The sequence below is a fragment of the Paenibacillus sp. FSL M7-0656 genome, assembly GCF_038003225.1.
Classification (GTDB): domain Bacteria; phylum Bacillota; class Bacilli; order Paenibacillales; family Paenibacillaceae; genus Paenibacillus; species Paenibacillus amylolyticus.
Window position 1 is genome coordinate 4,877,032 of record NZ_JBBOOT010000001.1, and the last position, 23,711, is coordinate 4,900,742.

General features: G+C 47.5%; 22 protein-coding genes and 1 riboswitch. All 22 genes read left to right on the forward strand.

What is annotated here, in order from left to right:
• Positions 1–106: 106 nt before the first annotated feature.
• The 22 genes from MHI01_RS21520 to spoIID all read left to right on the forward strand — a co-directional run bounded on the left by MHI01_RS21520 (position 107) and on the right by spoIID (position 22,753).
• Positions 107–1,327, forward strand: coding sequence for an FtsW/RodA/SpoVE family cell cycle protein (locus MHI01_RS21520; RefSeq protein ID WP_282320068.1), 1,221 nt, complete (start codon positions 107–109; stop codon positions 1,325–1,327).
• A 922-nt stretch (positions 1,328–2,249) separates the two neighbouring features.
• Positions 2,250–2,909, forward strand: coding sequence for a stage II sporulation protein R (gene spoIIR / locus MHI01_RS21525; protein WP_282320069.1), 660 nt, complete (start codon positions 2,250–2,252; stop codon positions 2,907–2,909).
• Between the two features lie 469 nt (positions 2,910–3,378).
• A complete protein-coding gene (locus MHI01_RS21530; protein ID WP_340984093.1) occupies positions 3,379–4,551 on the forward strand; it encodes an L-threonylcarbamoyladenylate synthase in 1,173 nt (390 codons plus the stop codon).
• A 175-nt stretch (positions 4,552–4,726) separates the two neighbouring features.
• The gene (locus MHI01_RS21535) at positions 4,727–5,287 is read left to right on the forward strand and encodes a manganese efflux pump MntP (protein ID WP_340984094.1); all 561 of its coding nucleotides are present in this window, start codon (positions 4,727–4,729) and stop codon (positions 5,285–5,287) included.
• 58 nt (positions 5,288–5,345) lie between these two features.
• Positions 5,346–5,918 (forward strand): low molecular weight protein arginine phosphatase, encoded by a 573-nt coding sequence (locus MHI01_RS21540; RefSeq protein WP_340984095.1) that lies wholly within the window; start codon positions 5,346–5,348, stop codon positions 5,916–5,918.
• A 96-nt stretch (positions 5,919–6,014) separates the two neighbouring features.
• A riboswitch (ZMP/ZTP riboswitch) is annotated at positions 6,015–6,096 on the forward strand.
• Positions 6,097–6,237: 141 nt separating this feature from the next.
• Positions 6,238–6,831, forward strand: a complete 594-nt coding sequence (locus tag MHI01_RS21545) for a TIGR01440 family protein (protein ID WP_076254013.1) — start codon at positions 6,238–6,240, stop codon at positions 6,829–6,831.
• A 219-nt stretch (positions 6,832–7,050) separates the two neighbouring features.
• The gene (glyA, locus tag MHI01_RS21550; protein WP_164783303.1) at positions 7,051–8,298 is read left to right on the forward strand and encodes a serine hydroxymethyltransferase; all 1,248 of its coding nucleotides are present in this window, start codon (positions 7,051–7,053) and stop codon (positions 8,296–8,298) included.
• Between the two features lie 426 nt (positions 8,299–8,724).
• Entirely contained in the window at positions 8,725–9,354 is a 630-nt protein-coding gene (gene upp, locus MHI01_RS21555; protein ID WP_017691929.1) for a uracil phosphoribosyltransferase, read from the forward strand.
• A gap of 37 nt (positions 9,355–9,391) precedes the next feature.
• The gene (wecB, locus tag MHI01_RS21560; RefSeq protein ID WP_340984096.1) at positions 9,392–10,549 is read left to right on the forward strand and encodes a non-hydrolyzing UDP-N-acetylglucosamine 2-epimerase; all 1,158 of its coding nucleotides are present in this window, start codon (positions 9,392–9,394) and stop codon (positions 10,547–10,549) included.
• 185 nt (positions 10,550–10,734) lie between these two features.
• The gene (locus tag MHI01_RS21565; protein ID WP_017691931.1) at positions 10,735–10,989 is read left to right on the forward strand and encodes an AtpZ/AtpI family protein; all 255 of its coding nucleotides are present in this window, start codon (positions 10,735–10,737) and stop codon (positions 10,987–10,989) included.
• Positions 10,982–11,359: an ATP synthase subunit I gene (locus MHI01_RS21570; protein WP_017691932.1), complete on the forward strand. Its 378-nt coding sequence runs from the start codon at positions 10,982–10,984 to the stop codon at positions 11,357–11,359. The genes MHI01_RS21565 and MHI01_RS21570 overlap by 8 nt, the downstream gene beginning before the upstream one ends.
• 45 nt (positions 11,360–11,404) lie before the next feature.
• Positions 11,405–12,223, forward strand: a complete 819-nt coding sequence (atpB, locus tag MHI01_RS21575; RefSeq protein ID WP_017691933.1) for a F0F1 ATP synthase subunit A — start codon at positions 11,405–11,407, stop codon at positions 12,221–12,223.
• A gap of 78 nt (positions 12,224–12,301) precedes the next feature.
• A complete protein-coding gene (gene atpE, locus MHI01_RS21580) occupies positions 12,302–12,526 on the forward strand; it encodes a F0F1 ATP synthase subunit C (RefSeq protein WP_017691934.1) in 225 nt (74 codons plus the stop codon).
• Between the two features lie 113 nt (positions 12,527–12,639).
• On the forward strand, positions 12,640–13,128 hold the full coding sequence (atpF, locus tag MHI01_RS21585; protein WP_036612568.1) for a F0F1 ATP synthase subunit B: 489 nt from the start codon (positions 12,640–12,642) through the stop codon (positions 13,126–13,128).
• The gene (locus MHI01_RS21590) at positions 13,125–13,673 is read left to right on the forward strand and encodes a F0F1 ATP synthase subunit delta (RefSeq protein WP_036612565.1); all 549 of its coding nucleotides are present in this window, start codon (positions 13,125–13,127) and stop codon (positions 13,671–13,673) included. The genes atpF and MHI01_RS21590 overlap by 4 nt, the downstream gene beginning before the upstream one ends.
• 16 nt (positions 13,674–13,689) lie before the next feature.
• On the forward strand, positions 13,690–15,204 hold the full coding sequence (gene atpA / locus MHI01_RS21595) for a F0F1 ATP synthase subunit alpha (protein WP_047840700.1): 1,515 nt from the start codon (positions 13,690–13,692) through the stop codon (positions 15,202–15,204).
• Positions 15,205–15,374: 170 nt separating this feature from the next.
• A complete protein-coding gene (atpG, locus tag MHI01_RS21600) occupies positions 15,375–16,247 on the forward strand; it encodes an ATP synthase F1 subunit gamma (RefSeq protein ID WP_036612560.1) in 873 nt (290 codons plus the stop codon).
• Between the two features lie 95 nt (positions 16,248–16,342).
• Positions 16,343–17,746, forward strand: coding sequence for a F0F1 ATP synthase subunit beta (gene atpD / locus MHI01_RS21605; protein ID WP_047840699.1), 1,404 nt, complete (start codon positions 16,343–16,345; stop codon positions 17,744–17,746).
• A 62-nt stretch (positions 17,747–17,808) separates the two neighbouring features.
• Positions 17,809–18,213, forward strand: coding sequence for a F0F1 ATP synthase subunit epsilon (locus MHI01_RS21610; RefSeq protein ID WP_036612555.1), 405 nt, complete (start codon positions 17,809–17,811; stop codon positions 18,211–18,213).
• Positions 18,214–18,818: 605 nt separating this feature from the next.
• A complete protein-coding gene (locus MHI01_RS21615; RefSeq protein WP_017691941.1) occupies positions 18,819–19,076 on the forward strand; it encodes a DUF1146 family protein in 258 nt (85 codons plus the stop codon).
• A gap of 522 nt (positions 19,077–19,598) precedes the next feature.
• A complete protein-coding gene (gene murA, locus MHI01_RS21620; RefSeq protein ID WP_017691942.1) occupies positions 19,599–20,945 on the forward strand; it encodes a UDP-N-acetylglucosamine 1-carboxyvinyltransferase in 1,347 nt (448 codons plus the stop codon).
• A 467-nt stretch (positions 20,946–21,412) separates the two neighbouring features.
• A complete protein-coding gene (gene spoIID / locus MHI01_RS21625; RefSeq protein ID WP_340984097.1) occupies positions 21,413–22,753 on the forward strand; it encodes a stage II sporulation protein D in 1,341 nt (446 codons plus the stop codon).
• Positions 22,754–23,711 lie beyond the last annotated feature (958 nt).

Below are 23,711 nucleotides of genomic sequence, written 5' to 3' on the forward strand. Positions count from 1 at the left end.
CTGAAACGACCCTGATTTCCATTTTATTATCCAATTATATACAATGGTAATATTGAGTTCAATTGGAAATCATAGAATGCTAGATTTCAGGGGGATGGACAGAGCCATGTTGAGAATGTTGAAAAAGATGGACGGTGTGATTCTTTTTGTAATGCTGTTGCTCATGATTATTAGTGTATTTGCGATTTATAGCGGAACGCAGACAGATGCCAATCTGGCGAATCATCATGTCAAAACGATGTATTTCTATGTGGCCGGGTTCATTGCGCTGCTTGTGATCGGGCTTGTGAATTACAAGTTATACGTGAAATATGCGTTTTATTTGTATGGCTTGGGGATCATACTACTGATCCTGGCCAATGTCCTGGGAAGTTCAATCAATAACGCCAACGGTTGGCTGAAGCTGGGCGAGAACTTTTCTTTTCAACCGGCAGAGCTGTTCAAGATGATTCTGATTCTGTTTCTCGCCCATTTGATCGTGAAGAGACAACGAGGCACACTGAAATTTTGGAGAGATATTGTGCCGATTGGCTGTTGGGCGTTTATTCCGTTTGCCCTGGTTATGGCTCAGAATGATTTGGGGAATGCGCTGGGGTATGTGGTGATTTTGGCTGCGGTATTCTGGATCGGAAATATGAGGCTGAAGCACGCATTGATTGCACTGGCGATTGTGGGAGTGGCGTTCTTTGGTTTTGTCAAAGCCTATACCTTCTACCATGGTGAAGTTTTCACTTTTCTTGAAAAGATAAAACGTGAGCATTGGGCGGAGCGGATTGATCCCTGGCTTGTACCGGAGGAGGCTACCTCCAAAGCTTCCTGGCATACGAAAAATGCAGGTTTAGCGATCGGTTCAGGGGGCATCATCGGCAAAGGTTATTTGCAAGGAACATCCGTTCAGAGTGGACGAGTCCCCTATACGTATTCTGATTCCATTTTTGTCGTGATCGCAGAGGAGTTTGGGTTTGTTGGTGCATCCGTACTGATTCTGTTGTACTTTATCCTGATCCACCGCATGGTGCTGATTGCTCTGGCATGCAGAGATCGCGCGGGACCCGTCATCATTGTAGGTATTATCGGAATGTTGTTGTATCAGGTGTTTGAGAACGTGGGGGCGTTCCTCGGACTGATGCCACTCACAGGTATTACGTTACCGTTCATCAGTTACGGCGGTACCTCTTTGCTTATTAATATGGCTTGCATCGGTGTAGTCATGAGCATTAAGTTGTACGGGCAAGAAGAGGAGGATGAACTTCTGATGGGAGAGCAGCAACCCCGGTTATCGGAACGTTTACGGAATATGCTCAAGAAAGAAAAAAGTGCTGTGTAACTGTTGAGTCGGTGTAGGTGAAAAGTAAAGCGGTGGGACGTATAACGTGATCGTTCATAGGAATGAAGAGGTTGATTTGCCCTGTAACCAGGTGCGGATCAGCCTTTTTAACATGATGGGTGAAAAAGTGTGAATGATAGATGAGAGAAGCATGCATAGGTGTCTTCGAGCCTGCTGTAGGCTGAGGCGCACCTGAAAGAGTTGGGAATAGAGTGTTGAGCATTGTGTGGAGCTTCAGGTGCCAGCTGTTAGGAGTTAAGAGTTAGGTGGTGTTAGGAGCTAACGAACCACACACGTCTTATTCGGGGATTTGAAGTGTCTGGAGAAAACTAAGGAATCTGAGACACGTTATATCAGCATAAACAGCCTTTTGTAGCGTGTTGATCAGATAACTTTGGGAAATAACGTGCCTCATGTTCCTTACAATTTCAAAAGGATGCCTGAAGGGCAAATAAGACGTCCTCGGTTCTTTAGAACATCGACTGGTCACTCGCGAGAGTCATTCGCCTAGGGTCAGCCAGTACAGTCTTCAAGGCTTCTTGGACGCTGACATTCTGTCTTCGTATAACTTGCCTGGGTTTAAACACACATTCTAGTAGTACGTGTTCAAATAGTTGGGTTTTCAGTACCGAGAAGATGGGATGAGGTTAGAAATGGAGTAGTGGAGCGTAGGATAAACTACGTGAGCAATCAAAATGGTTCTTTGGTAAACATACTCCGTAAGCCTCCCGCTTATTTCGGCTGAATCTCATATTCAACGTTGATGATGGAGCTAGGCACCCTTTGTAATTAAAGTGGGCTTGTGAACAACCTCTAGTAGATTTATTGCAAATGCTAGGTTTACTTCCGTCTCTACCGGGCATACTGATAGACATGAGAGAGTTGCAGGTAGCGTGATCAGAGAGCCGAGGGGGAGAACGGAATGAGCAGAAGAATTGTAAAGCAAATTGGACTTATTATTGTATGTCTTATGATGATTATCATGATGTGGGAAGGTCAGAAAACGGATGCAGCTGTGGCGGCCACAGCAATTCCGGAACAATCGATTCGCTTGCGTATTCTAGCAAACTCGGATGCACCGGGAGATCAATTGGTGAAACGCGAGATTCGGGATGCTGTCGTTGCTCAGATGGGCGAGTGGGTAGCCGAACTGGAGAATCCGCAAAGTCTGGATGAAGCGCGCAAGGTGATTCGTGAGCATTTGTCCGAGATTGAGAATAGAGTAGGAGAAGAGTTGGCCAGTCGCGGTTTAAATTATGAGTATCAGGTGGAGCTGGGTTCCGTTCCGTTCCCGACCAAACTATATGGTGGCACTGTGTATCCTGCCGGAGATTATGAAGCGGTTCGGATTACGCTGGGCGAAGGAAAAGGTCAGAACTGGTGGTGTGTGTTGTTCCCGCCGTTGTGTTTCATTGATGCAGGGACCGGGGATGCACTGGCGAAACCTTCAACGGTATCAGCCGCAGCGGCTGAACCAGGAGATGCAGAAGCATCTGTGCAGGGAGACACACCGGAAGCGAGATTCTTTCTGTGGGATATGGCTGTGAAACTGTGGAGTTGGGTGACTAGTTTGTTCGCATAACAACGTATTTATAATACAGTAGAGGGCGACTTCGATTCAGGGAGCTGCCCTTTTAATATGAATTAGTGGTGAAATTCCGAGCGAAGTATGAAGGGCATCCGAGTTGGGACAGGTATGTTATAATTACTTATAGTGCGTGTTCAAAAAGTCTGGTTTTCAGTACCAAGAAGATGGAATGAAGCTAGAAATGGAGTAGCGGAGCGTAGGGAAATTACGTGAGCAACCAAAATGTTTCCTTCGGAAACATACTTCGTAAGCCTCCCGCTTATTTCGGCTGAATTTCATATTCGACGTTGATGATGCCGCTAGGCATCTATCGTAATCAAAAGCGTAGTTTTTGAACAACCTCTTATATTAAATACGGATATGAACTAACCTACTTGAAGTTTAGGAATGATGATATATGAGCAGAGAAAACGAACCAGTGCAACACACCTCTGAGATGAGGGATGGTAGAGAAGAACGTGATATGAAAGCTCCGGCAGAGCTGGTCACTGAGATGTGGGATGTACGCGTCTTGGTGAGCGCTGAGAACGATCACGGATTGGGTAATATTGAATTATTGGATGTGAAAAAGGGGAGCGCCGATCAACAGGCGCTCGCCGACTTGCAGGCTGCCGCAGCACGCATTCGTCAAGGTCAGACGGTGGCCTTTCCGACCGAGACGGTCTATGGCTTGGGTGCCGATGCGCGTAGCACAGCAGCCGTGGAGGCTGTATTTGTCGCCAAAGGCCGACCTTCTGACAATCCACTGATTGTGCATATCGCGCACCGTGACCAGTTGGATGCGCTGGTCACGGAAGTGAATGAAACGGCGGAAGCGCTGATGGCGGCCTTCTGGCCGGGACCATTGACGCTGGTGCTGCCGGTTAGGCCGGGGGCGGTGTCCCCGCGTGTCACCGCCGGTCTGGACACGGTGGCCGTGCGCATGCCGGACCACCCGGTGGCCTTGCAGTTGATCGCGGCGGCGGCATGCCCTGTGGCTGCGCCAAGCGCCAACCGTTCCGGGCGGCCAAGCCCGACACTCGCGTCTCATGTGCGCGAGGATCTGGATGGCCGCATCGGCGGCATCGTGGACGGCGGCCCCACCGGGGTAGGCGTCGAGTCCACGGTTGTGCAGGTCGGTGACGACGGTACCGTCACCATCCTACGCCCTGGCGGCATTACGGCGGAACAACTGTCCGCCGTTGCCGCCCGTGTCGCCACGGACCCCGCGCTGCTCGCGGAGGGGGCCGATGGCGTGGGTAGCCCGGCGCCGCGCTCGCCGGGCATGAAGTACACGCACTACGCACCCGCAGGGGCGCTGTGCGTGGTAGAGGGGCCGCCCGCAGCGGTGGCGGCCTGGATCAGCGCCGCCCTCGCAGAGGCGGCGCAGCGCGGAGAGCGCACCGCTGTGCTGGCGTTCGCCGAGCACGCGGAGCAGTACCGCGCCGATGCCGTGTTCTCGCTGGGTGACGCCAGCGAGCTGGAAGAAGCAGCGCGCCGGCTATACGCCGCGCTGCGCAGTTGCGATGAGCAAGGCGCCACATATATTGTGGCTGAAGCCTGCTCACGCGAAGGGCTGGGAGCAGCCGTCATGAATCGGCTGCTCAAGGCTGCGGGGAACCAACTCATACAAGTTGGCAACCAGCAACCCTCATAACCTCTCCTGATCATACAGTCAGGAGAGGAATCACTCTTTTTCCAAAACAAAATCAAGATTCTATAAAGCCAGCATCTGACCAGAGATCCGTCGCCGTTTGCCTTTCATCGGTCATGTTTAGGTCCTTGTCCGCATATCGTGTACAAGAACCTTTACGTGACTTGGGGGTATGGGGATGTGGGATGTGTCTGCCCATGTAGGGCAGTTGGTAACCATTTTGATCATGGCTATTGCGCTTGGCCTCGATGCGTTCTCACTCGGGATCGGAATTGGCATGAAGGGCGTTCGGCTGCGGGATGTATTGCGAATCAGTATTGTAACGGCGCTATTTCATATCATCATGCCGCTCATCGGCATGTATATGGGCAAATACGTCAGCTCCCTGCTCGGTGACATTACAACGTATGCGGCAGGTGGATTGCTTGTTTTGCTGGGTGCTCATATGATTCTGAATGCATTCCGTGAAGGCGATACAAAGCTGGTGGACCACCGTTCCCTGCTCGGCGTTGTTTTGTTCTCCCTCAGCGTAAGTGTGGATTCATTCTCCGTTGGCGTATCCTTAGGGATGTTCAGCAGTGATCTGATCTTAACTGTACTTGCTTTCGGTGTGTGTGGCGGGGTGATGTCGGTTATGGGTCTGCTATTAGGCCGTCGGGTGAGCCAGAATCTCGGGGATTACGGCGAAGCAATTGGTGGCGCAATCTTGCTTGCGTTTGGACTTTTGTTTATATTTTAGAATAAAACTTGAGATATCATATCATTCGCATCATATGTAAAATGGGGAGGCTAACACAATGAAACATATTTTATTCGTGTGTACAGGAAATACGTGCCGCAGCCCCATGGCAGAGGGGCTTTTGCGAAAACTGGCATCGGAGCGTGGCATTCAGGTAGAGGTTCGCTCCGCAGGTGTGGCAGCAACGTCGGGTATGCCGATCTCCCGACACGCTGAAGCGGTTTTGAGAGATCATAACGTTGAAGGTCCACCTTATTCCACACAGCTTAGCTCTAACCTGGTAGGTTGGGCCGATCTGGTACTTACATTAACACGGAGTCATAAGCAACATGTCATGCAGGTTTTTCCCGATTCAGTCCACAAAACCTATACATTGAAAGAATATGTGGAGGATGATGAACAGGTATTAAGTGATGTTCAGGAGTTGGACAGCCTATTTGCAACGCTTGAGATGAAACGTGCCCTTGGCCAAGAGATCCTGGCATCGGAGCGTGAGCGAGCCATTGAGATTAGACAACGAATTCCAAGTTTCGACATCTCCGATCCGTTTGGGGGAAGTCGTGATGATTACAATATAGCTGCAGCTGAGATTCGGACGGCATTGGACCGGCTTTTGGATAAGCTGGGATAATTCTGATCCCGCGAGGCAGGTTATAGAAATAGGACACGTGATGTAAATTAACCGTTGATTTTAGCCGCGGGTTGTTTTATGATGAAGGGGAAAACAGGGATCCGGTGTAACTGGCGACGAAGTGGGCATAACCACGATGGAGCACCGGAACAAACGGCCGGTCGCCTGGGCAAAAGAGCAATTCTGCGTTACCCGCAGACTGCTCTTTTTTTCGTCTTTCATCTGATTATTCGCTATAATAGTACCTGAGATGCCGTGCAAGAATACGAAGGACAACCAAGAGACAGCGGGCATGATTTTATCGGGAGGCGATAATAGGATGACTATAGAGTTAGATTCGGAACAACCCGGATTGCAGGAACAGACCGCGTCTATTCTGCATGAACTGGCGCTTGCCGGACAGCTTGGGCCAGGACAGATCGTTGTGATCGGTACAAGCACAAGTGAAGTCGCAGGCGCTCGGATTGGTACGAGTGGTGCCATTGAAGTGGCGCAGCAGCTTCTTGCGGGTATACGCGAGGTGCAGGAAGAGTTCGGTTTTGACACGGTATTCCAATGTTGTGAGCATCTGAACCGTGCACTGGTAATGGAACGTTCTGTGCTTACTCGACTTGGATTGACCGAGGTTGGTGCAGTACCCGTGCCCAAGGCCGGAGGTTCAATGGCATCCGCAGCATATCGTTCGCTGACCGATCCATGCCTGGCTGAACATGTGCAGGCCCATGCGGGACTGGACATTGGGGAGACGATGATTGGGATGCATCTCCGGCATGTAGCCGTACCCTATCGTACAGCGCTTCGCTATGTTGGAGATGCTCGTGTAACCACAGCGTTGACCCGTCCGAAGTTGATTGGCGGCGAACGCGCGGTGTATCGTATGGAAGAACAACCAGATTCGACATTTTGTGACTAACATATAAAGCGAGACTAATTGGGTTACACTCCTGACTTTGATTGCATCACCATCTTCCGATCGCTGTTATCCCCAGATTTTTTAATTCCCTATTTAAAAGGGGAAATCCGGTGATAAAGGCGACCACTTCGTTTCTTCAGATTGGTGTTGCACTCGCCGTTTTCGTGTAAACATTAGTTTCACTTTATAACTTCACTTATAACTGGGAGGAATTTAATCATGGAACAATTGCGCAAGAATGACCCGGCAGTACTGGAAGCGATGAATCTTGAACTGAAACGTCAACAGAACAACATCGAACTGATCGCATCCGAGAACATCGTAAGTGAAGCAGTAATCGAAGCAATGGGATCTGTTCTGACCAACAAGTACGCTGAAGGATATCCAGGTAAACGTTACTATGGCGGTTGTGAGCATGTGGACATCGTTGAAGACATCGCGCGTGATCGTGCAAAAGAATTGTTCGGAGCAGAACACGTGAATGTTCAACCTCACTCCGGTGCACAAGCGAACATGGCAGTTTATCTTGCAGCGTTGAAACCTGGTGATACTGTACTTGGTATGAACCTTGCCCATGGTGGACACCTCACACACGGTAGCCCGGTTAACGCATCTGGTTTGCTGTACAACTTTGTAGCATACGGCGTACAGGAAGATACATTCCTGATTGATTATGATGAAGTACGCAAAGCGGCTTTCAAACACCGCCCTCGTCTGATCGTTGCAGGTGCAAGTGCATATCCGCGTACCATTGATTTTGAAAAGCTGGCTTCCATCGCCAATGATGTAGGCGCTTTGTTCATGGTGGACATGGCTCACATCGCAGGACTGGTTGCTGCTGGTTTGCATCCAAACCCGGTTCCACATGCGCATTTCGTTACAACAACTACACACAAAACGCTGCGTGGACCTCGTGGTGGTATGATTCTGTGCCGCAAAGCATGGGCAGCAGCGATTGATAAAGCCGTATTCCCTGGTTCCCAAGGTGGACCTCTGATGCACGTGATCGCTTCCAAAGCGGTAGCATTCGGTGAAGCTTTGCAACCATCGTTCAAAACGTATGCTGAGAATGTCGTGAAAAACGCACAGGTTCTGGCTGAAACGCTGATCGCTGAAGGACTGAACATCGTATCTGGTGGTACAGATAACCACTTGATGCTGATCGACACACGCAGTGTGAACATCACAGGTAAGGAAGCTGAGCATGTGCTTGATTCCATCGGTATTACCGTGAACAAAAATGCAATTCCATTCGACCCTACAAGCCCGTTTGTAACGAGTGGTATTCGAATTGGTACACCTGCTGCAACTTCCCGTGGCATGAACGAAGAAGCTATGGTAGCGATCGGTAAGATCATTGCCAAAACGCTGAAAAATCCAAAAGATACAGCGAAGCTGGATGAAGCCCGTGCAGAAGTGACTGCACTGACAGACCAATTCCCGCTCTATACAGATCTTAAATACTAAAAAACTTTGCTAATGGTGTTTGTATTTGAGTGTTCTTAATGTACACACGCAGGCGGAGCAAACCGAAAGAACCTGAAGAAGCGTAGCGCTCGCCTTTATCCCCAGATTTCAACAATTATAATTGGATCAAAGAAATCTGGGGATAACAGCGATCGGAAGGTCATTCGGTTTGCGGAGCACCATTAGTGTTTACACGTTTTTGAACATACTCAACGACATAACAGCAAGAGCAAAACAGGACCGGATGGATCATTTTCCGGTCCTGTTTTTTATAGGATTCGGTAATCTGTAATGATTGGGTGCCCTTTGATGGTGTAATTCGTTGTTGGTGATGATATAATATACAGGATTTATCGAGCCCATGAATGGTGGCTAGGTATATTTGGAAATGCTGAACATGAAGAACTTACCGGAGGGACAAATTAGATGGGAAAATTAGTAATATGTGATCACCCTTTGATTCAACACAAACTGACGTTTATACGCGACATGCGTACGAATACGAAAGATTTTCGTGAATTGGTGGATGAAGTAGCAACGTTGATGGCTTATGAGATTACAAGAGATGTTGAATTGGAAACGATTGATGTACAGACACCTGTAGCTGCAACACAAGGTAAAGTCATCTCTGGACGTATGCTCGGACTGGTGCCGATTCTGCGCGCAGGACTCGGAATGCTGGATGGCGTTGTGAAATTGTTGCCAGCGGCAAAAGTTGGACATGTTGGTCTGTTCCGTGACCCGGAAACACTGCAACCGGTAGAATACTACACCAAACTGCCTACAGACGTAACAGAGCGTCAATTGATTGTAATTGATCCGATGCTGGCAACCGGTGGTTCGGCAATTGCAGCTATTGACGTGCTCAAAAAACGTGGCTGTACCCAAATCAAAATGATGAACCTGGTTGCAGCACCGGAAGGTGTAAAAGCTGTGCAAGATGCACATCCCGATGTGGACATCTATGTAGCAGCATTGGACGACCGTCTAGATGATCATGGTTATATCGTTCCAGGGCTTGGAGATGCAGGAGACCGTCTATACGGCACTAAATAAGCATATTGCATGCGGAGTAGAAAAGAGGCTTGCTCGAATGTCTAACAAAATTAAAGTCATGACGATCTTCGGGGTGCGTCCGGAAGCCATCAAGATGGCTCCGCTTATTTTGGAATTGCAGAAACACCCTGAGTCTATTGAATCTATTGTTTGCGTAACTGCGCAGCATCGCCAGATGTTGGATCAGGTACTTGAAGTTTTCGACATTCATCCCGATTATGATCTGGATGTGATGAAGGACCGTCAGACATTGAATGAAATCACAATTCGTGTGCTTGGCGGTCTGGAGCCAGTGTTAGCCGAAGCTAAGCCGGATATTGTACTGGTTCACGGGGATACATTAACTACCTTTGTAGCGAGCTATGCAGCATTCTTGCAACAGATTCAGGTAGGACATGTGGAAGCGGGGCTGCGGACGTGGAACAAGCTGTCTCCATATCCGGAAGAGATGAACCGTCAGCTGACGGGAGTACTGGCTGATCTACACTTTGCACCTACGGATTGGTCTTCTTCCAATCTTGCCAAAGAAAATAAATCGGAGTCTAGTACGTACGTCACAGGCAACACGGTAACAGATGTGTTTCAATATACTGTACGGGAGGACTACACACACCCGGTACTTGATTGGGCCCAAGGCAAACGCCTTGTGCTGATGACAGCTCATCGCCGTGAATCTCAAGGCGAGCCTCACCGCAACATTTTCCAGGCCGTCAAACGGATTGCCGACGAATTCGAAGATATTGCCATCGTGTACCCGGTGCATCCAAGTCCTGCTGTGAAGGAGCCGGCTCACGCGATCTTGGGGAATCATCCCCGTATTCAATTAATTGATCCACTAGACGTGGTGGATTTGCATAACTTTTACCCGCACACTCACTTGATTTTGACCGATTCAGGCGGTTTGCAGGAAGAAGCACCTTCGTTTGGTGTGCCTGTGCTCGTATTGCGCGATACAACAGAACGCCCGGAAGGTATTGAAGCCGGAACGCTGGAATTGGTAGGTACCGAAGAGGAACGTGTGTATGAACGGACCAGAGCTCTGCTTACAGACAAAACCCTGTATGCAAGCATGAGCCAGGCTGCCAATCCATACGGTGATGGACATGCTTCGGAAAGAATTGTCAATGCGATTTTGCATCATTTCGGTGTAAATGGTGAGCGTCCGGAATCATTTCACAGAAAATTCAAAAAATAATACATTTTTTCTGACGGATTTATAAAGGGCAAGCATACAGTTAAACTGTACGGTTTACGCGGGTTTATGGGCTTTGAGGGTCTGTATTCCCGTCGTTTCCCCCTTTAAAACGCTAAAATCATTCAATTGACAAAGGCTCTCATCATTCAGTAAAATTAACTGGGATTGCAAGGGTGGCGTGGAAAATGGCCGATTCGAACAAACCAAATTCATCCCGTAACCATGACGATAATGTATGGAAAGCGATGGGACTCGTGACAGCTTTTGGGATCGAGATTGCCATTCTCGCTGTTGCCGGATATTACGCTGGCTCCTGGTTGGACAAGACCATCGGAGGTAACGGAATATGGATCGCCGTAAGCGTTCTCTTTTTTCTTGCGGCAGGCGGTGTAAGCATCTACTTTATCGCGAAAAAAATCATGGGGGAAAGTGATGAGTGAACTAACCAGATACCGCAGATCGATGACTGTTTTCGTCATGTACTTTCTTATGATTTGTTTTCTCGCAGCGGCCTTTATGCCACGTGTGGAGACAATTGCTTTGGGACTGGCCCTGGGTACAGGAGTTAGCTGGATCAATGCATTTTACCTGGGCTACAAAGTAAGGAAAATGTCTGATGATGCGGCAGAAGGTAACTTGAAGCGTGTCAACTTGGGATTTTTGACAAGAGCGGCATTCGCTGTGCTCGGTATATTCATATCGATGCGCTTTCCGCAGTACTTCAATACATATGCGGTTGCAGGCGGTCTCGTCATTGCACAATATTCCTTATTGATTATAGGGATTGTCTATTCCCGCAGAGCAGAATGATGTTAAGGGCTGCAGCTTTCAAGTCGAGAAAGGGGTGAGAAAAATATGCATGAAGCTCCAATTATTATGCTTGGCGGATTTCGACTGGATCTATCGGTTCTGTTGATGCTGGTAGTTACAGGTGCAATTGTTTTTATTTTTGCTGTACTGGCAACACGGAGATTATCCGTTGAAAATCCCGGCAAGCTGCAAAATTTTATGGAGTGGGCAGTAGAATTCGTCCGCAATCTGATTTCCAGCACAATGGATATGAAGAAAGGTAAACATTTTATCTCTCTCGCTCTTTCCATGATTATGTTCATTTTTGTAGGGAACATGCTCGGCCTTCCGCTCGTGGCTGTATCTGAGGTAACAGATGTTAATCAGGCACAGGTATTCGGTAAGCCGATTGTTACAGCGGTGGAGGCGTTTGAAAAAGCGCATGCCAAGGACCCTGAAGCACACCCACACGTTGAACTTGCCTGGTGGAAATCACCAACAGCCGACTTGTCTGTAACGATGGGACTAGCTCTTGTAGCGTTCCTTGTATCTCATGGACTTGGATTGTTCCGTAACACAAAAGGATATCTCCAGCATTACTTCAAGCCATTCGCCTTGTTCTTGCCAATCAACTTGATTGAGACGGCATCCAAGCTGTTGACACACGGTATGCGTCTATTCGCGAATATCTTCGCGGGTGAGGTACTGATCGCAACGATCCTGAAACTGACCACATTCAAAGTGTTTGGTGCTATTGCAGCGATTCCGCTACTTATGGTGTGGCAAGGCTTTAGTATCTTTATCGGCGCGATCCAGGCATTTGTGTTTGTTATCTTGATGATGGTGTACATTTCACAGAGCATCGAGACGCATGACGAGCATTAAGTTTCAAGCCCTACGAAGATTTCTTCACCAGGCTGAACAATAAAAAATTCGATTTATTATTTTAAGGAGGATATACAAATGGGAGCAATGGCATTAATCGCAGCAGCAATTGTTGCAGGACTGGGCGCGTTTGGCGCAGGTATTGGTAACGGTATGGTAATCAGCAAAACGGTGGAAGGTATTGCCCGTCAACCGGAAGCAAAATCCACTCTTCAAACAACAATGTTTATCGGTGTAGGTTTGATCGAGGTATTGCCGATCATCGGTGTGGTACTCGCGTTCATGTTCTACGGTATGGCTTAATCAAATTTTAAAGGTTTGGCGGGGAAGGCCATAGCCATCCGCGCCTTCTTTTTAGGTAATGTCCGTTCTAACGGATGACGTTTCAAGGATACCTCCAGGAAGGAGTGAACAGATTGAGTTTCATATGGGAAAATACGCTTCTTGCGATTGTTGCATTTGCAATTTTATATTGGCTGCTTAGCCGTTATGCCTTCGGGCCTTTGTTCTCCATTATGGAAAAACGTCGTGAACTCGTGATGACGCAGATGAATGAGGCTGCACAGACTCGGGAACAGGCCATTGCCTATGTGGAGGAACAAAAACAAGCTCTTGAGCAAGCACGTCAAGATGCTTACGACATCATTGAACAGTCCAAACAAACAGGTGGCAAACAAGCTGAATCGATTTTGGCTGATGCAAAAGCTGAAGCTAATCGTCTGAAAGACGATGCAGTACGCGAAATCGAGAGCGAGAAGAACAAAGCAGTCGCAGCACTTCGCAGCGAACTGGGTACAGCTTCCGTTCAGATTGCATCCAAGTTGATCAAAAAAGAAGTTGAGAACGGTCCTGCACAAGAAGAGCTTGTGAACCAATACCTCAATGAGGTAGGAGGCCGACAATGAGCCGCGATACGATAGTTGCCAAGCGTTATGCGAAAGCATTGTTCGAAGTTGCTCTTCAGCAACAGCAGGTGCTTGAGGTTGAACAGGAACTGGTTGCAGTAGTCAGTGCATTGACTGGAGATGCAGATATCGAAAAATTTATCGTATCCCCTAATATTTCTGATGAAGCGAAGCAGAACGTGATTCACTCAAGTCTTGATGGCAAGGTATCCGATTCAGTCCTTCGTACAGTCTTGTTGTTGATTGAGCGCGGACGCGTTGAATTGCTGGGAGACTTGCTGAATGATTATCGGAAGATCCAAGGTGAGTCGCTGGGCATCGCTGATGCACGTGTCTACTCGACTTATGCGTTGAATGATGAAGAAAAAGAAGCGGTAGCCCGTGAATTCGGTGGCCGTGTGAATAAAAAGATTCGTATCGAGAACATTGTTGATCCGACTCTGCTGGGCGGATTGAAAGTCGCCATTGGCGATACGATCTATGACGGCAGCTTGGCTGGCAAGCTCGAACGTCTTGAGCAGTCTTTTAACAGACGAGTACAGTAGATTGGGGTGAGGACACTTGAGTATCAAACCAGAAGAAATCAGTACATTAATTAAGAGCCAAATCGAACAATACAAGACCGATATCGATGTAGTCGAAGTCGGAACGGTAATCGAGGTTGGTGATGGTATCGCTCGTGTTTACGGACTTGAGAACGTCATGTCCAACGAGTTGGTTGAATTCCCAAGCGGTGTTATGGGACTCGCCATGAACGTCGAAGAAAGCAATGTCGGTGTCGTTATCCTGGGACCTTACTACGATATTCGTGAAGGTGACCAAGTGAAACGTACTGGTCAAATCATGCAAGTGCCTGTAGGCGAAGCATTGATTGGACGCGTTGTGAACCCGCTCGGTATTCCTGTAGATGGCAAAGGGCCAATCGCTACAACGGAATTCCGTCCGGTTGAAGGTAAAGCACCAGGCGTAATGGATCGTAAATCGGTTCATGAGCCGATGCAAACAGGGATCAAAGCCATTGATGCAATGGTTCCAATCGGTCGTGGACAACGTGAGTTGATCATCGGTGACCGTCAAACAGGTAAAACATCCATCGCGATTGATGCGATCCTGAACCAAAAAGGTAGCGGCATGAAGTGTATCTATGTGGCTATTGGTCAGAAACAGTCTACGGTTGCTCAAGTTGTGGAAACTCTTCGTCGTAAAGGCGCAATGGAGTACACAATCGTTGTAACTGCAGCAGCTTCCGATCCATCACCACTCTTGTACATCGCACCGTATTCCGGTTGTTCGATGGGTGAGTACTTCATGTACAAAGGCGAGCACGTTCTGGTTATCTATGATGACTTGACCAAACAAGCCTCTGCATATCGTGAGCTTTCCTTGTTGCTTCGTCGTCCACCGGGCCGTGAGGCTTATCCGGGTGACGTCTTCTACCTGCATTCCCGTTTGCTGGAGCGTGCTGCGAAGCTGAATGATGAACTTGGTGGTGGTTCTTTAACCGCACTGCCGTTTATTGAAACACAAGCTTCCGACGTATCTGCATACATCCCAACGAACGTAATCTCCATCACGGACGGACAAATCTTCCTGGAAGCTGACTTGTTCAATGCTGGACAACGCCCGGCGATCAACGTAGGTATTTCCGTATCCCGTGTCGGTGGTTCTGCTCAGATCAAAGCGATGAAAAAGGTTGCAGGTTCCCTGCGTCTCGACCTCGCTCAATATCGTGAGCTTCAAGCGTTCTCCCAGTTCGGTTCCGATCTGGATAAAGCGACTCAGGCCCGCCTGAATCGTGGTGCGCGTATGATGGAAATCCTTAAGCAAGGTGTTAACCAGCCTCTGCCTGTAGAACAACAGGTTGTCAGCTTGTACACTGCGGTTAAAGGATTCCTGGATGAGATTCCAACAGGTGATGTTACTCGTTTCGAGCGTGAGTTCCTCGCGTTCATGGAGAGCAGCCATCCGGAGATTCTTGCATCCATCCGTGATACTAAAGAATTGACTGCAGACAACGAAAATGCACTGAAAGGTGCAATTGAGAAGTTCAGAAAGAGCTTTGCTGTCTCTGTCTAAATAAATGATTGCAGGTGCGGAGTTGTCTAACCGATTCCGCATGTCTGCATGTAATACTTTGACTCTGTCAAAAAAGATGATGCTTACGATGTAGTTTTGACTTTGTCAAAACTAGTGGTGATGCTTACGAAGTAACTTTGACCCCGTCAAAGTTTTGAGGTGGTGAAATCATGGCAAAAGGCATGCGCGAAATTAAGCGGCAAATTAAAAGCGTACAAAGCACCAAGCAGATCACCAAAGCAATGGAGATGGTAGCTGCTGCAAAACTGCGTAAAGCGCAGGAAAAAGCGGAAGCAGCCCGTCCGTATTCGGAGAAGCTGAAAGAAGTTGTAGCTAGTATTGCATCAAGCACGCAAGGTATACAGCATCCGATGCTGGAGAGCCGTCCGGTCAAAAAGACAGCTTACCTGATCATTACATCGGACCGTGGTCTTGCAGGTGGATACAATGCGAACGTTTTGCGTCAGGTTAATCAGACGCTCAAAGAGCGCCACAACTCCCAAGATGACTACGAATTGTTCGTCATTGGACGTAAAGGACGCGATTACTTCAGACGTCGTGAAATTGCGATGGCATCCACAACAACGGATCTGTCGGATTCGCCTTCATTTGCAGACATCAAATCCATCGCACACGAAGCTGTTCATGGGTTTGAACTGGCTGAATTTGATGAATTGTACATTTGTTATAACCGCTTTGTGAATGCGTTGACCCAGATTCCTACGGTAGAAAAACTTCTTCCGATGGAAACACCTGAGGTAACTGCTGCGGAAGGACCAACGGCAAGCTACGAATACGAGCCGTCTGCTGAAGCTGTACTGGAGGTCTTGCTTCCGCGTTACGCGGAAACGCTGATCTATGGTGCACTTCTGAACGGTAAGGCAAGTGAGCTGGGGGCGAAAATGACAGCAATGGGTAATGCAACCAAAAATGCATCCAAACTCATTAACGACTTGTCATTGACCTATAACCGTGCCCGTCAAGCGGCGATTACGCAGGAGATTACGGAAATTGTGGCAGGTGCCAACGCAGCACAAGGCTAACCGTTTTTTTATTAATGAAGGCTTGCAGAGCAAAGATAAACGAACGGTACATTATTTTTGCAAAAGTAGCAGGCTTGTAGGAGGGGAACGTTAAGATGAACAAAGGACGCGTTGTGAGCATCATGGGTCCGGTTGTTGACGTCGAGTTTGATCGCGGCGGTCTGCCGGAAATCCTCAATGCCATTACGATCACTACAGTAAGTGAGAGCGGCGTTAGTGTAAACCTTACACTCGAAGCTTCGAAACATCTGGGTGACAACCGAGTACGTTGTATTGCGATGTCCTCCACGGATGGACTTGTTCGTGGTATGGAAGCTTTAGATACAGGAGCACCAATCTCTGTACCCGTCGGAGAAGCAACACTGGGTCGTGTATTTAACGTACTCGGCGAAGCAATTGATACTGGCGGTGCCGTAGCTGCTGAGCACAAGAACCCGATTCACCGTTCAGCACCTGCATTTGATGAACTGACTACCCAAGCAGAAATGCTGGAGACAGGAATCAAAGTTATCGACTTGCTCGCACCTTACGCTAAAGGTGGTAAAATCGGCCTCTTCGGTGGTGCCGGTGTAGGTAAGACGGTAACCATTCAGGAATTGATCAATAACATCGCACAAGAGCACGGCGGTATCTCCGTATTCGCGGGTGTTGGTGAGCGTACACGTGAAGGTAATGACTTGTATCACGAGATGAGTGATTCCGGCGTTATCAACAAAACAGCAATGGTCTTCGGACAAATGAACGAGCCTCCAGGCGCACGTCTTCGTGTAGCCCTCACAGGTCTGACGATGGCGGAATACTTCCGTGATGAAGAAGGCCGTGACGTGTTGCTCTTTATCGATAACATCTTCCGTTTCACCCAAGCTGGTTCAGAAGTATCTGCCTTGCTTGGACGTATGCCTTCCGCGGTAGGTTACCAACCTACGCTGGCAACAGAAATGGGTCAATTGCAAGAGCGCATCACTTCAACGAAAAAAGGTTCTGTAACATCCATCCAGGCCATCTACGTGCCTGCGGATGACTACACTGACCCGGCTCCTGCAACGACGTTTGCCCACTTGGATGCAACGACGAACTTGGAGCGTAAAATTTCCGAGATGGGTATCTACCCTGCGGTAGATCCACTAGCTTCCAGCTCCCGGATCTTGTCCCCTGAAGTTGTAGGTGAAGAACACTACAGCGTAGCTCAAGGCGTTAAACGTATCTTGGCACGTTACAATGAATTGCAAGATATCATTGCAATCCTGGGTATGGACGAGTTGAGTGAAGAAGATAGAGCGCTTGTATACCGTGCTCGTAAAATCCAACGTTTCTTGTCCCAGCCTTTCCACGTTGCTGAAGCATTTAACGGTATTCCGGGTAAATACGTTCCAGTTAAAGAAACGGTGCGCAGCTTTAAAGAGATTCTCGAAGGTAAGTATGATGATCTTCCGGAAGCAGCTTTCCTCTTTGTTGGTACAATTGAAGAGGCAGTGGAGAAAGCCAAAACACTGGTTTAGTCTGAATCCAGGATTGTCCTTATGAAGCGGGCTATCCTTCGGATATTTCAGGAGGGATGGAATTGAGCACCTTTTTGTTGGAAATCGTAACACCCGAGCGTTTGGTCTATTCAGAACAGGTGAATAGCATTACGGCTCGTGGTATTGAAGGGGAACTGGGCATTCTGCCAGGTCATATTCCTATGGTTACACCTTTGCAGATTGCACCAATCTATATCCATAACGGAAAAGAAAATAAACGAGTTGCTATCGGTGGCGGGTTTATCGAAGTTCGTAAAGATAAGGTTGTTGTACTCGCAGAGAGTGCTGAATTCCCGGAAAGCATTGATGTGGATCGTGCGCGTGCGGCGAAAGAGCGGGCAGAACGTCGGCTTGCAAGCCAAAGCAATCAGGACCACTTTGATCACCGTCGTGCAGAGATTGCGCTGCAAAAAGCGGTTAACCGGATTAATGTGTTCGGCAAATAAACGATTCTTGGAAGCCTGGCGGCTTAGTCTGCCGGGCTTTTTGAGTTTGTTTGATAGAATTGTTTTATTGAATATATCAAAAGGGCTGACCACAAATCCATCCTATCCCTTCAGTAAACAGAAGTATTTTAAGCAAAATATTCACCGATTATGATTATTTGAATAGAATGTAGGACTAAAGTAGTGGGCGCATTTACCACTAAGAGAACCATTTTTTTCATGAGTAAATTTAAATTATTTCCGAGGAAATGACAGAATCGATATCGAAATAGCGCTCTTTTATGTCGTTTTAGTCACAAAATCCCGGCATTTTAAAATTAAAATATTTTAGAAGTGGAAATCAATGTAATTGACAATGTATGATGAAAGAGCCTATATTCCATAGAGTCAGCAGAAGCAGGAAGCTGCGTAGTAGATTCCATAGTCATGCACAGCCGCATTGTTGCTGCTCGGTGATTGGGCATCAGGAGATTCCTGCCTGGCAGGAGTAAATCTGACAGTACGCTCAGTATGTTGTGCTTAAGACATTCCAGTATACTAACAAGTTATGGGTGCCGGGCATATGATATGCTGATCGCTGCAACAAATGTGGAGGTAAAGAATATATGGATACTGATCTGACGAATCAGGTGAACCAGGCGTTAAGCACGAACGGCTTGGTCTCAATCATCGTCTCCCTGTTATGTATAGCGTTGTCTTGGTGGGCTTTGACAAATCTCAAACTGGATTTAATCATCAGGCAACCACGAGGTGCTCAGGGAAGACTGTTGCATTTGTTGCTCGCCATCATTTTGGGGCATGCCGTTGCTGGCTTTGTCATTGACTACTTGTCCTGGACTCAAATGTTGCGTAATTTGTTTTAATGTTGAGATGGTTGGTTAATCATCTGTTAGGTTCTTCAAGCTGCTCATTGTCGAATAACATCGATTAATTGTGTTAACAATTAGAGTATGAGTTGTCGGTAAAGAAATTAAGAAAAAAATGTGACGTAAAATTGGATGAATTTGAGATGTTTTATGTAAAAATGCTTGTATCGTACAATTCAACAATGTTATGATGGAAGTTAGGGAATTCACAATTGTTCACTTATTTTGTAGTTATAAACGGGATATCCGGTTCATGCCGGCTAATAACCATCCCACTCTGTCTGTTCTGATGCTCTGCTGGCTTGTAAGACACTGATTTTTACATGCTGAATAGCAAGATGCACGGCACATGGTATCATTGATATGGATTATAAAAACCAATTCTTTTCTGAACAGACATCTGTGGCAATATGCCAGAATATGTCGAAATTCCACACACAGCAACAGTCCTTTCTAGCATAGTGGGGCTTACGTATTCCGGAATGAAGAAAAGGGAATAAAAGCGCGGAGGGAACCATGATGAGCAAATTTATCGTCCGCGGTGGCAAAAGGTTGACCGGAAGTGTCAAAGTTAGCGGCGCTAAAAATTCTGTTCTTCCGATCATCGCTGCCTCTCTCTTAGGGGAAGAAGGACAAAGCGTTATTATTGACGCGCCTCCTCTAGACGATGTGATGACGATTAACAAGGTGTTGGAATCGCTGGGAGCGGGAGTTACATACCGGGACGAAGTGATTACCGTAAATGCGGAGAAACTTACTTCCTGTGAAGCCCCGTATGAATGGGTAAGTAAAATGCGGGCGTCTTTCCTGGTCATGGGGCCTTTGTTGACTCGTATGGGTCATACAAGAATCTCACTTCCTGGTGGATGTGCCATCGGTACACGGCCTATTGATCAGCATTTGAAAGGTTTTGAAGCCATGGGCGCAGAGATCAGCTTGGGCCAAGGTTATATCGAAGCTCGTAGCCAAGGTCGGTTGCGTGGCGCGAAAATTTATCTGGATGTGGCTTCCGTAGGTGCCACTCAAAATATTATGATGGCTGCAACATTGGCCGAAGGTGTAACTGTTCTGGAGAACGCGGCAAAAGAACCTGAGATTGTGGATCTTGCCAACTTCCTGAATGGAATGGGTGCCATCGTACGTGGTGCTGGTACTGGAGTGATCCGCATTGAAGGTGTGGAGAAACTGACAGGTGTTACACACACCGTTATTCCGGATCGGGTAGAAGCTGGTACGTATATGGCTGCTGCTGCAATTTCTGGTGGTGACGTGTACATTGAAGGTGCAATCTCTGATCATTTAGGCTCCGTTATCGCGAAGCTTGAAGAGATGGGTGTTACAATCCAACCGGATGAGAATGGCGTGCGTGTAATCGCAGATCGCCCTCTTAAAGCTGTGGATGTAAAAACATTACCATACCCAGGATTCCCGACCGATATGCAATCCCAGATGATGGCACTTTTGCTTGCATCTGAAGGAACAAGTGTCGTGACAGAGACTGTTTTTGAAAACCGATTCATGCATGTGGATGAATTCCAATTGATGAATGCGGAGATCAAAGTCGAAGGACGTTCGTCCATCGTCACAGGTAATGCCAAACTGAAGGGTGCCAAAGTAACGGCTACCGATCTGCGTGCGGGTGCCGCACTCATTATTGCAGGTCTTGTTGCTGAAGGTACAACGGAAGTGGGCGGTGTTCATCACATCGACCGTGGCTATGTACATCTCGCTGAGAAGCTTAACGGACTTGGCGCTGACATCTATCGGATCTCGGTTGATGAGCCTAAGCTGGAAGCAACCAAAGCACCTAGTGAAAAAGTGGAGAAAGAAGTACCGATGTTTAAGGTGCAACCAACTTTGGCTTAACACTGGATTGAATAGAAAAAATATGGTCCCTCTATTATAAGTCACGCGGTTGTGTAGATTATGAATGCGATGGAACGTAATTGTCAAAAATGATAAAGCTAAGCCATCTGGCTTGGCTTTTTTTGTGTTTACTTTTAAGAAGACAACGAGATATTTGATACCTGATTCTATTAATAGCTGGTCCTAACTTGTATAGCATAACATCGTATTCTGTATCGATTCTGAACCAAATGAAAGAGCATACTTTATATAGGGTGTCGGTACCAGCTAACACTGGTATTCAGCGACAGATCAACGTTTCTAAGATGTACATAGCAAAAGAAAACAAGAAATTGAGCAGAACGAAAAGGGCCTCGTTTCTCTCAAATCAGGTTCTATCAGATCAAGCCAGCTCATAACCTAAACTATGGATTTGAACAACACGACCGGCACATGACCGGCCATAGATAACGGAGGGTTATATTCGAATGAAAGAAGCTCGTGTACAGGTAAAGGTACCCCTTGTCCCTCGTCCAGGTATGCAAGAGCCGGAGGGAAATATCGTTTCTGGAGTGGAAAAAGACAAGCCTGCCCCATTGAACCTGAGGACTGTTCCATCACAGCCTGCAAGATTATCCAATCCAGGACGGGTGTCGGCAGATGAACTGAACCGACAGACAACCGAGCATATTCATATACCTGTTATTGAGCTGGACCAGTTCCGCCGAGTGAAGCGTCGCCGAATGCGGACATTTGGACGAAAACCCCGATGGGGACGTAATACGACGCGATGGCAACCTGCTACCGCTGTATCTGCCTTATTGGCAATGGCGTTACTGATTCCGGTAATTCTGGTATGGCCGCGGACAAGCGAATCACCAAAGCCGATCCCTGCTCCAACAGATTCAAGCAGTACAAGAACCCCAGCTCCTGCGCCAGCCGTTCCTGTTACGTACCCTGAACCTAAAGTGCGCGTATACCTGTCTGCAACGGGCACAACGATGAATCTGCCATTGGAAGACTATGTTACCGGGGTGGTGGCAGCTGAGATGCCTGCGGAATTCAGACTGGAGGCGTTAAAGGCGCAGGCAATAGCAGCTCGTACATTTATCGTGCGTAGGTTAGCTGCGAGTGATACAAGCGGTGTTCCATCAGGTGCGGCGGATGTGACGGATACGGTCAGCCATCAGGTGTTTATTCCGCCAGATCAGGTGGAATCGGATTGGACGCGTCTAGGGAAGGCGAAGGAATGGGAGAAGCTACAACAGGCTGTACGCGAAAGTCGAGATACGGTGATGACATATCAGGGCAAGGCAATCACCGCATCCTTTTTTTCCACAAGTAATGGGTATACCGAGAATGCTGAGGATGTATGGGGGAACGCCGTACCGTATCTGCAAAGTGTAGACAGTCCGTGGGACAAAAACCTGGCACCAGGATTCAAACAGACCGTCACCATGAAGCGTAATGATATTCTGCAGAAGTTAAACTTGGATGCCATTCCCGTTACCGCTCAGAAGGGTGGATCGTGGATGGAAGTATTGTCTACAACCAAAGGACATCGGATTAAGGAAATGCAGATCGCGGGTGAGACATTCAGCGGACCCGAGGTTCGTAAACTGCTTGGATTAAGATCCAGCCAGTTCAGTTGGAAGACCACAGGTGACGAAATCCAGATTACAACGTACGGTTACGGTCATGGGGTTGGCATGAGCCAATGGGGAGCAAACGGCATGGCACAGGAGGGACACACGGCCACCCAGATTCTCAAACACTACTATACCGGCATTTCATTCGGACAGGCATCCAAGATGCTTGCATCGAAGTAGGAGAGATGAACACGGATGGATAAAGCGAAATAATTCGAATGAGTAGGAGTATGTGCGAATGTATGCAAATGTATGTGAATGAGAGCAGTTGCACGCTAACGAACCTGGGAGGCCTTATCAGGCGATATTACAACGAATGGAAATTCTAACGAATCTCAGACACGTTATATCACGACATACCACCGAACTGATCCGATAATAGCGCCCAAAAGAGTAATTAGCGTGTCTACGGTTCGTTAGAATTTCTAAGCCGCGATTTCCCCGCCAATAAGGCCGTCTGAGTTCGTTAGAAATATTTTATAATCTAATCATTAACAAAATGGAGGATACTGCCATTCACTACATGCTCATTCGCAATAAGCAAGCCGAACCAGAACCAGAACGTTGAAATCAAGTTTCCAAGCCCTAAGGTTAAAAAATTGATTTATGTTCCCTGTCTACCAAGCAACTTCTAACTATACTGTAACCATTCATGATTTAGCTTCTTTCAAATCTAGATGTTAGATGGAACAGTCAGTATTGGCGTGCCTTGTCTATCTCTAATCTCACATCTCACTTTCAAAGAACCTGGGCGGTTTAAATCTGCATTATCCAGTCACATACTATATCCTTTCTCTCACCGATAAATGCACTTCATAGAAGGATTGGCCTCTACATCCAATCCAGACCAGTCTACCAACCACCCATTCCGGAGCTTTCGAGATTCGGCTATATATGAGGAGAGTGCTAGCGTATGGGGAGCGCAGGGGACAGAAAAGACCTGTAGAAGCAAAGTGTCCGCCTTTACTATCGGATTTCACCTTTGAAGAAGGTGATAGAAGAAATCTGGTAGTAACCAGCGGTCGAAAGGTTTTCTGGCCCCGAAGCGGCGCACGCACTAACCACTCACCCTTCACATATATAGCACTCTCTGAAACCTCCGTGAAAATAATTAGAGTCGCGCGTGTATAAAAGAGTT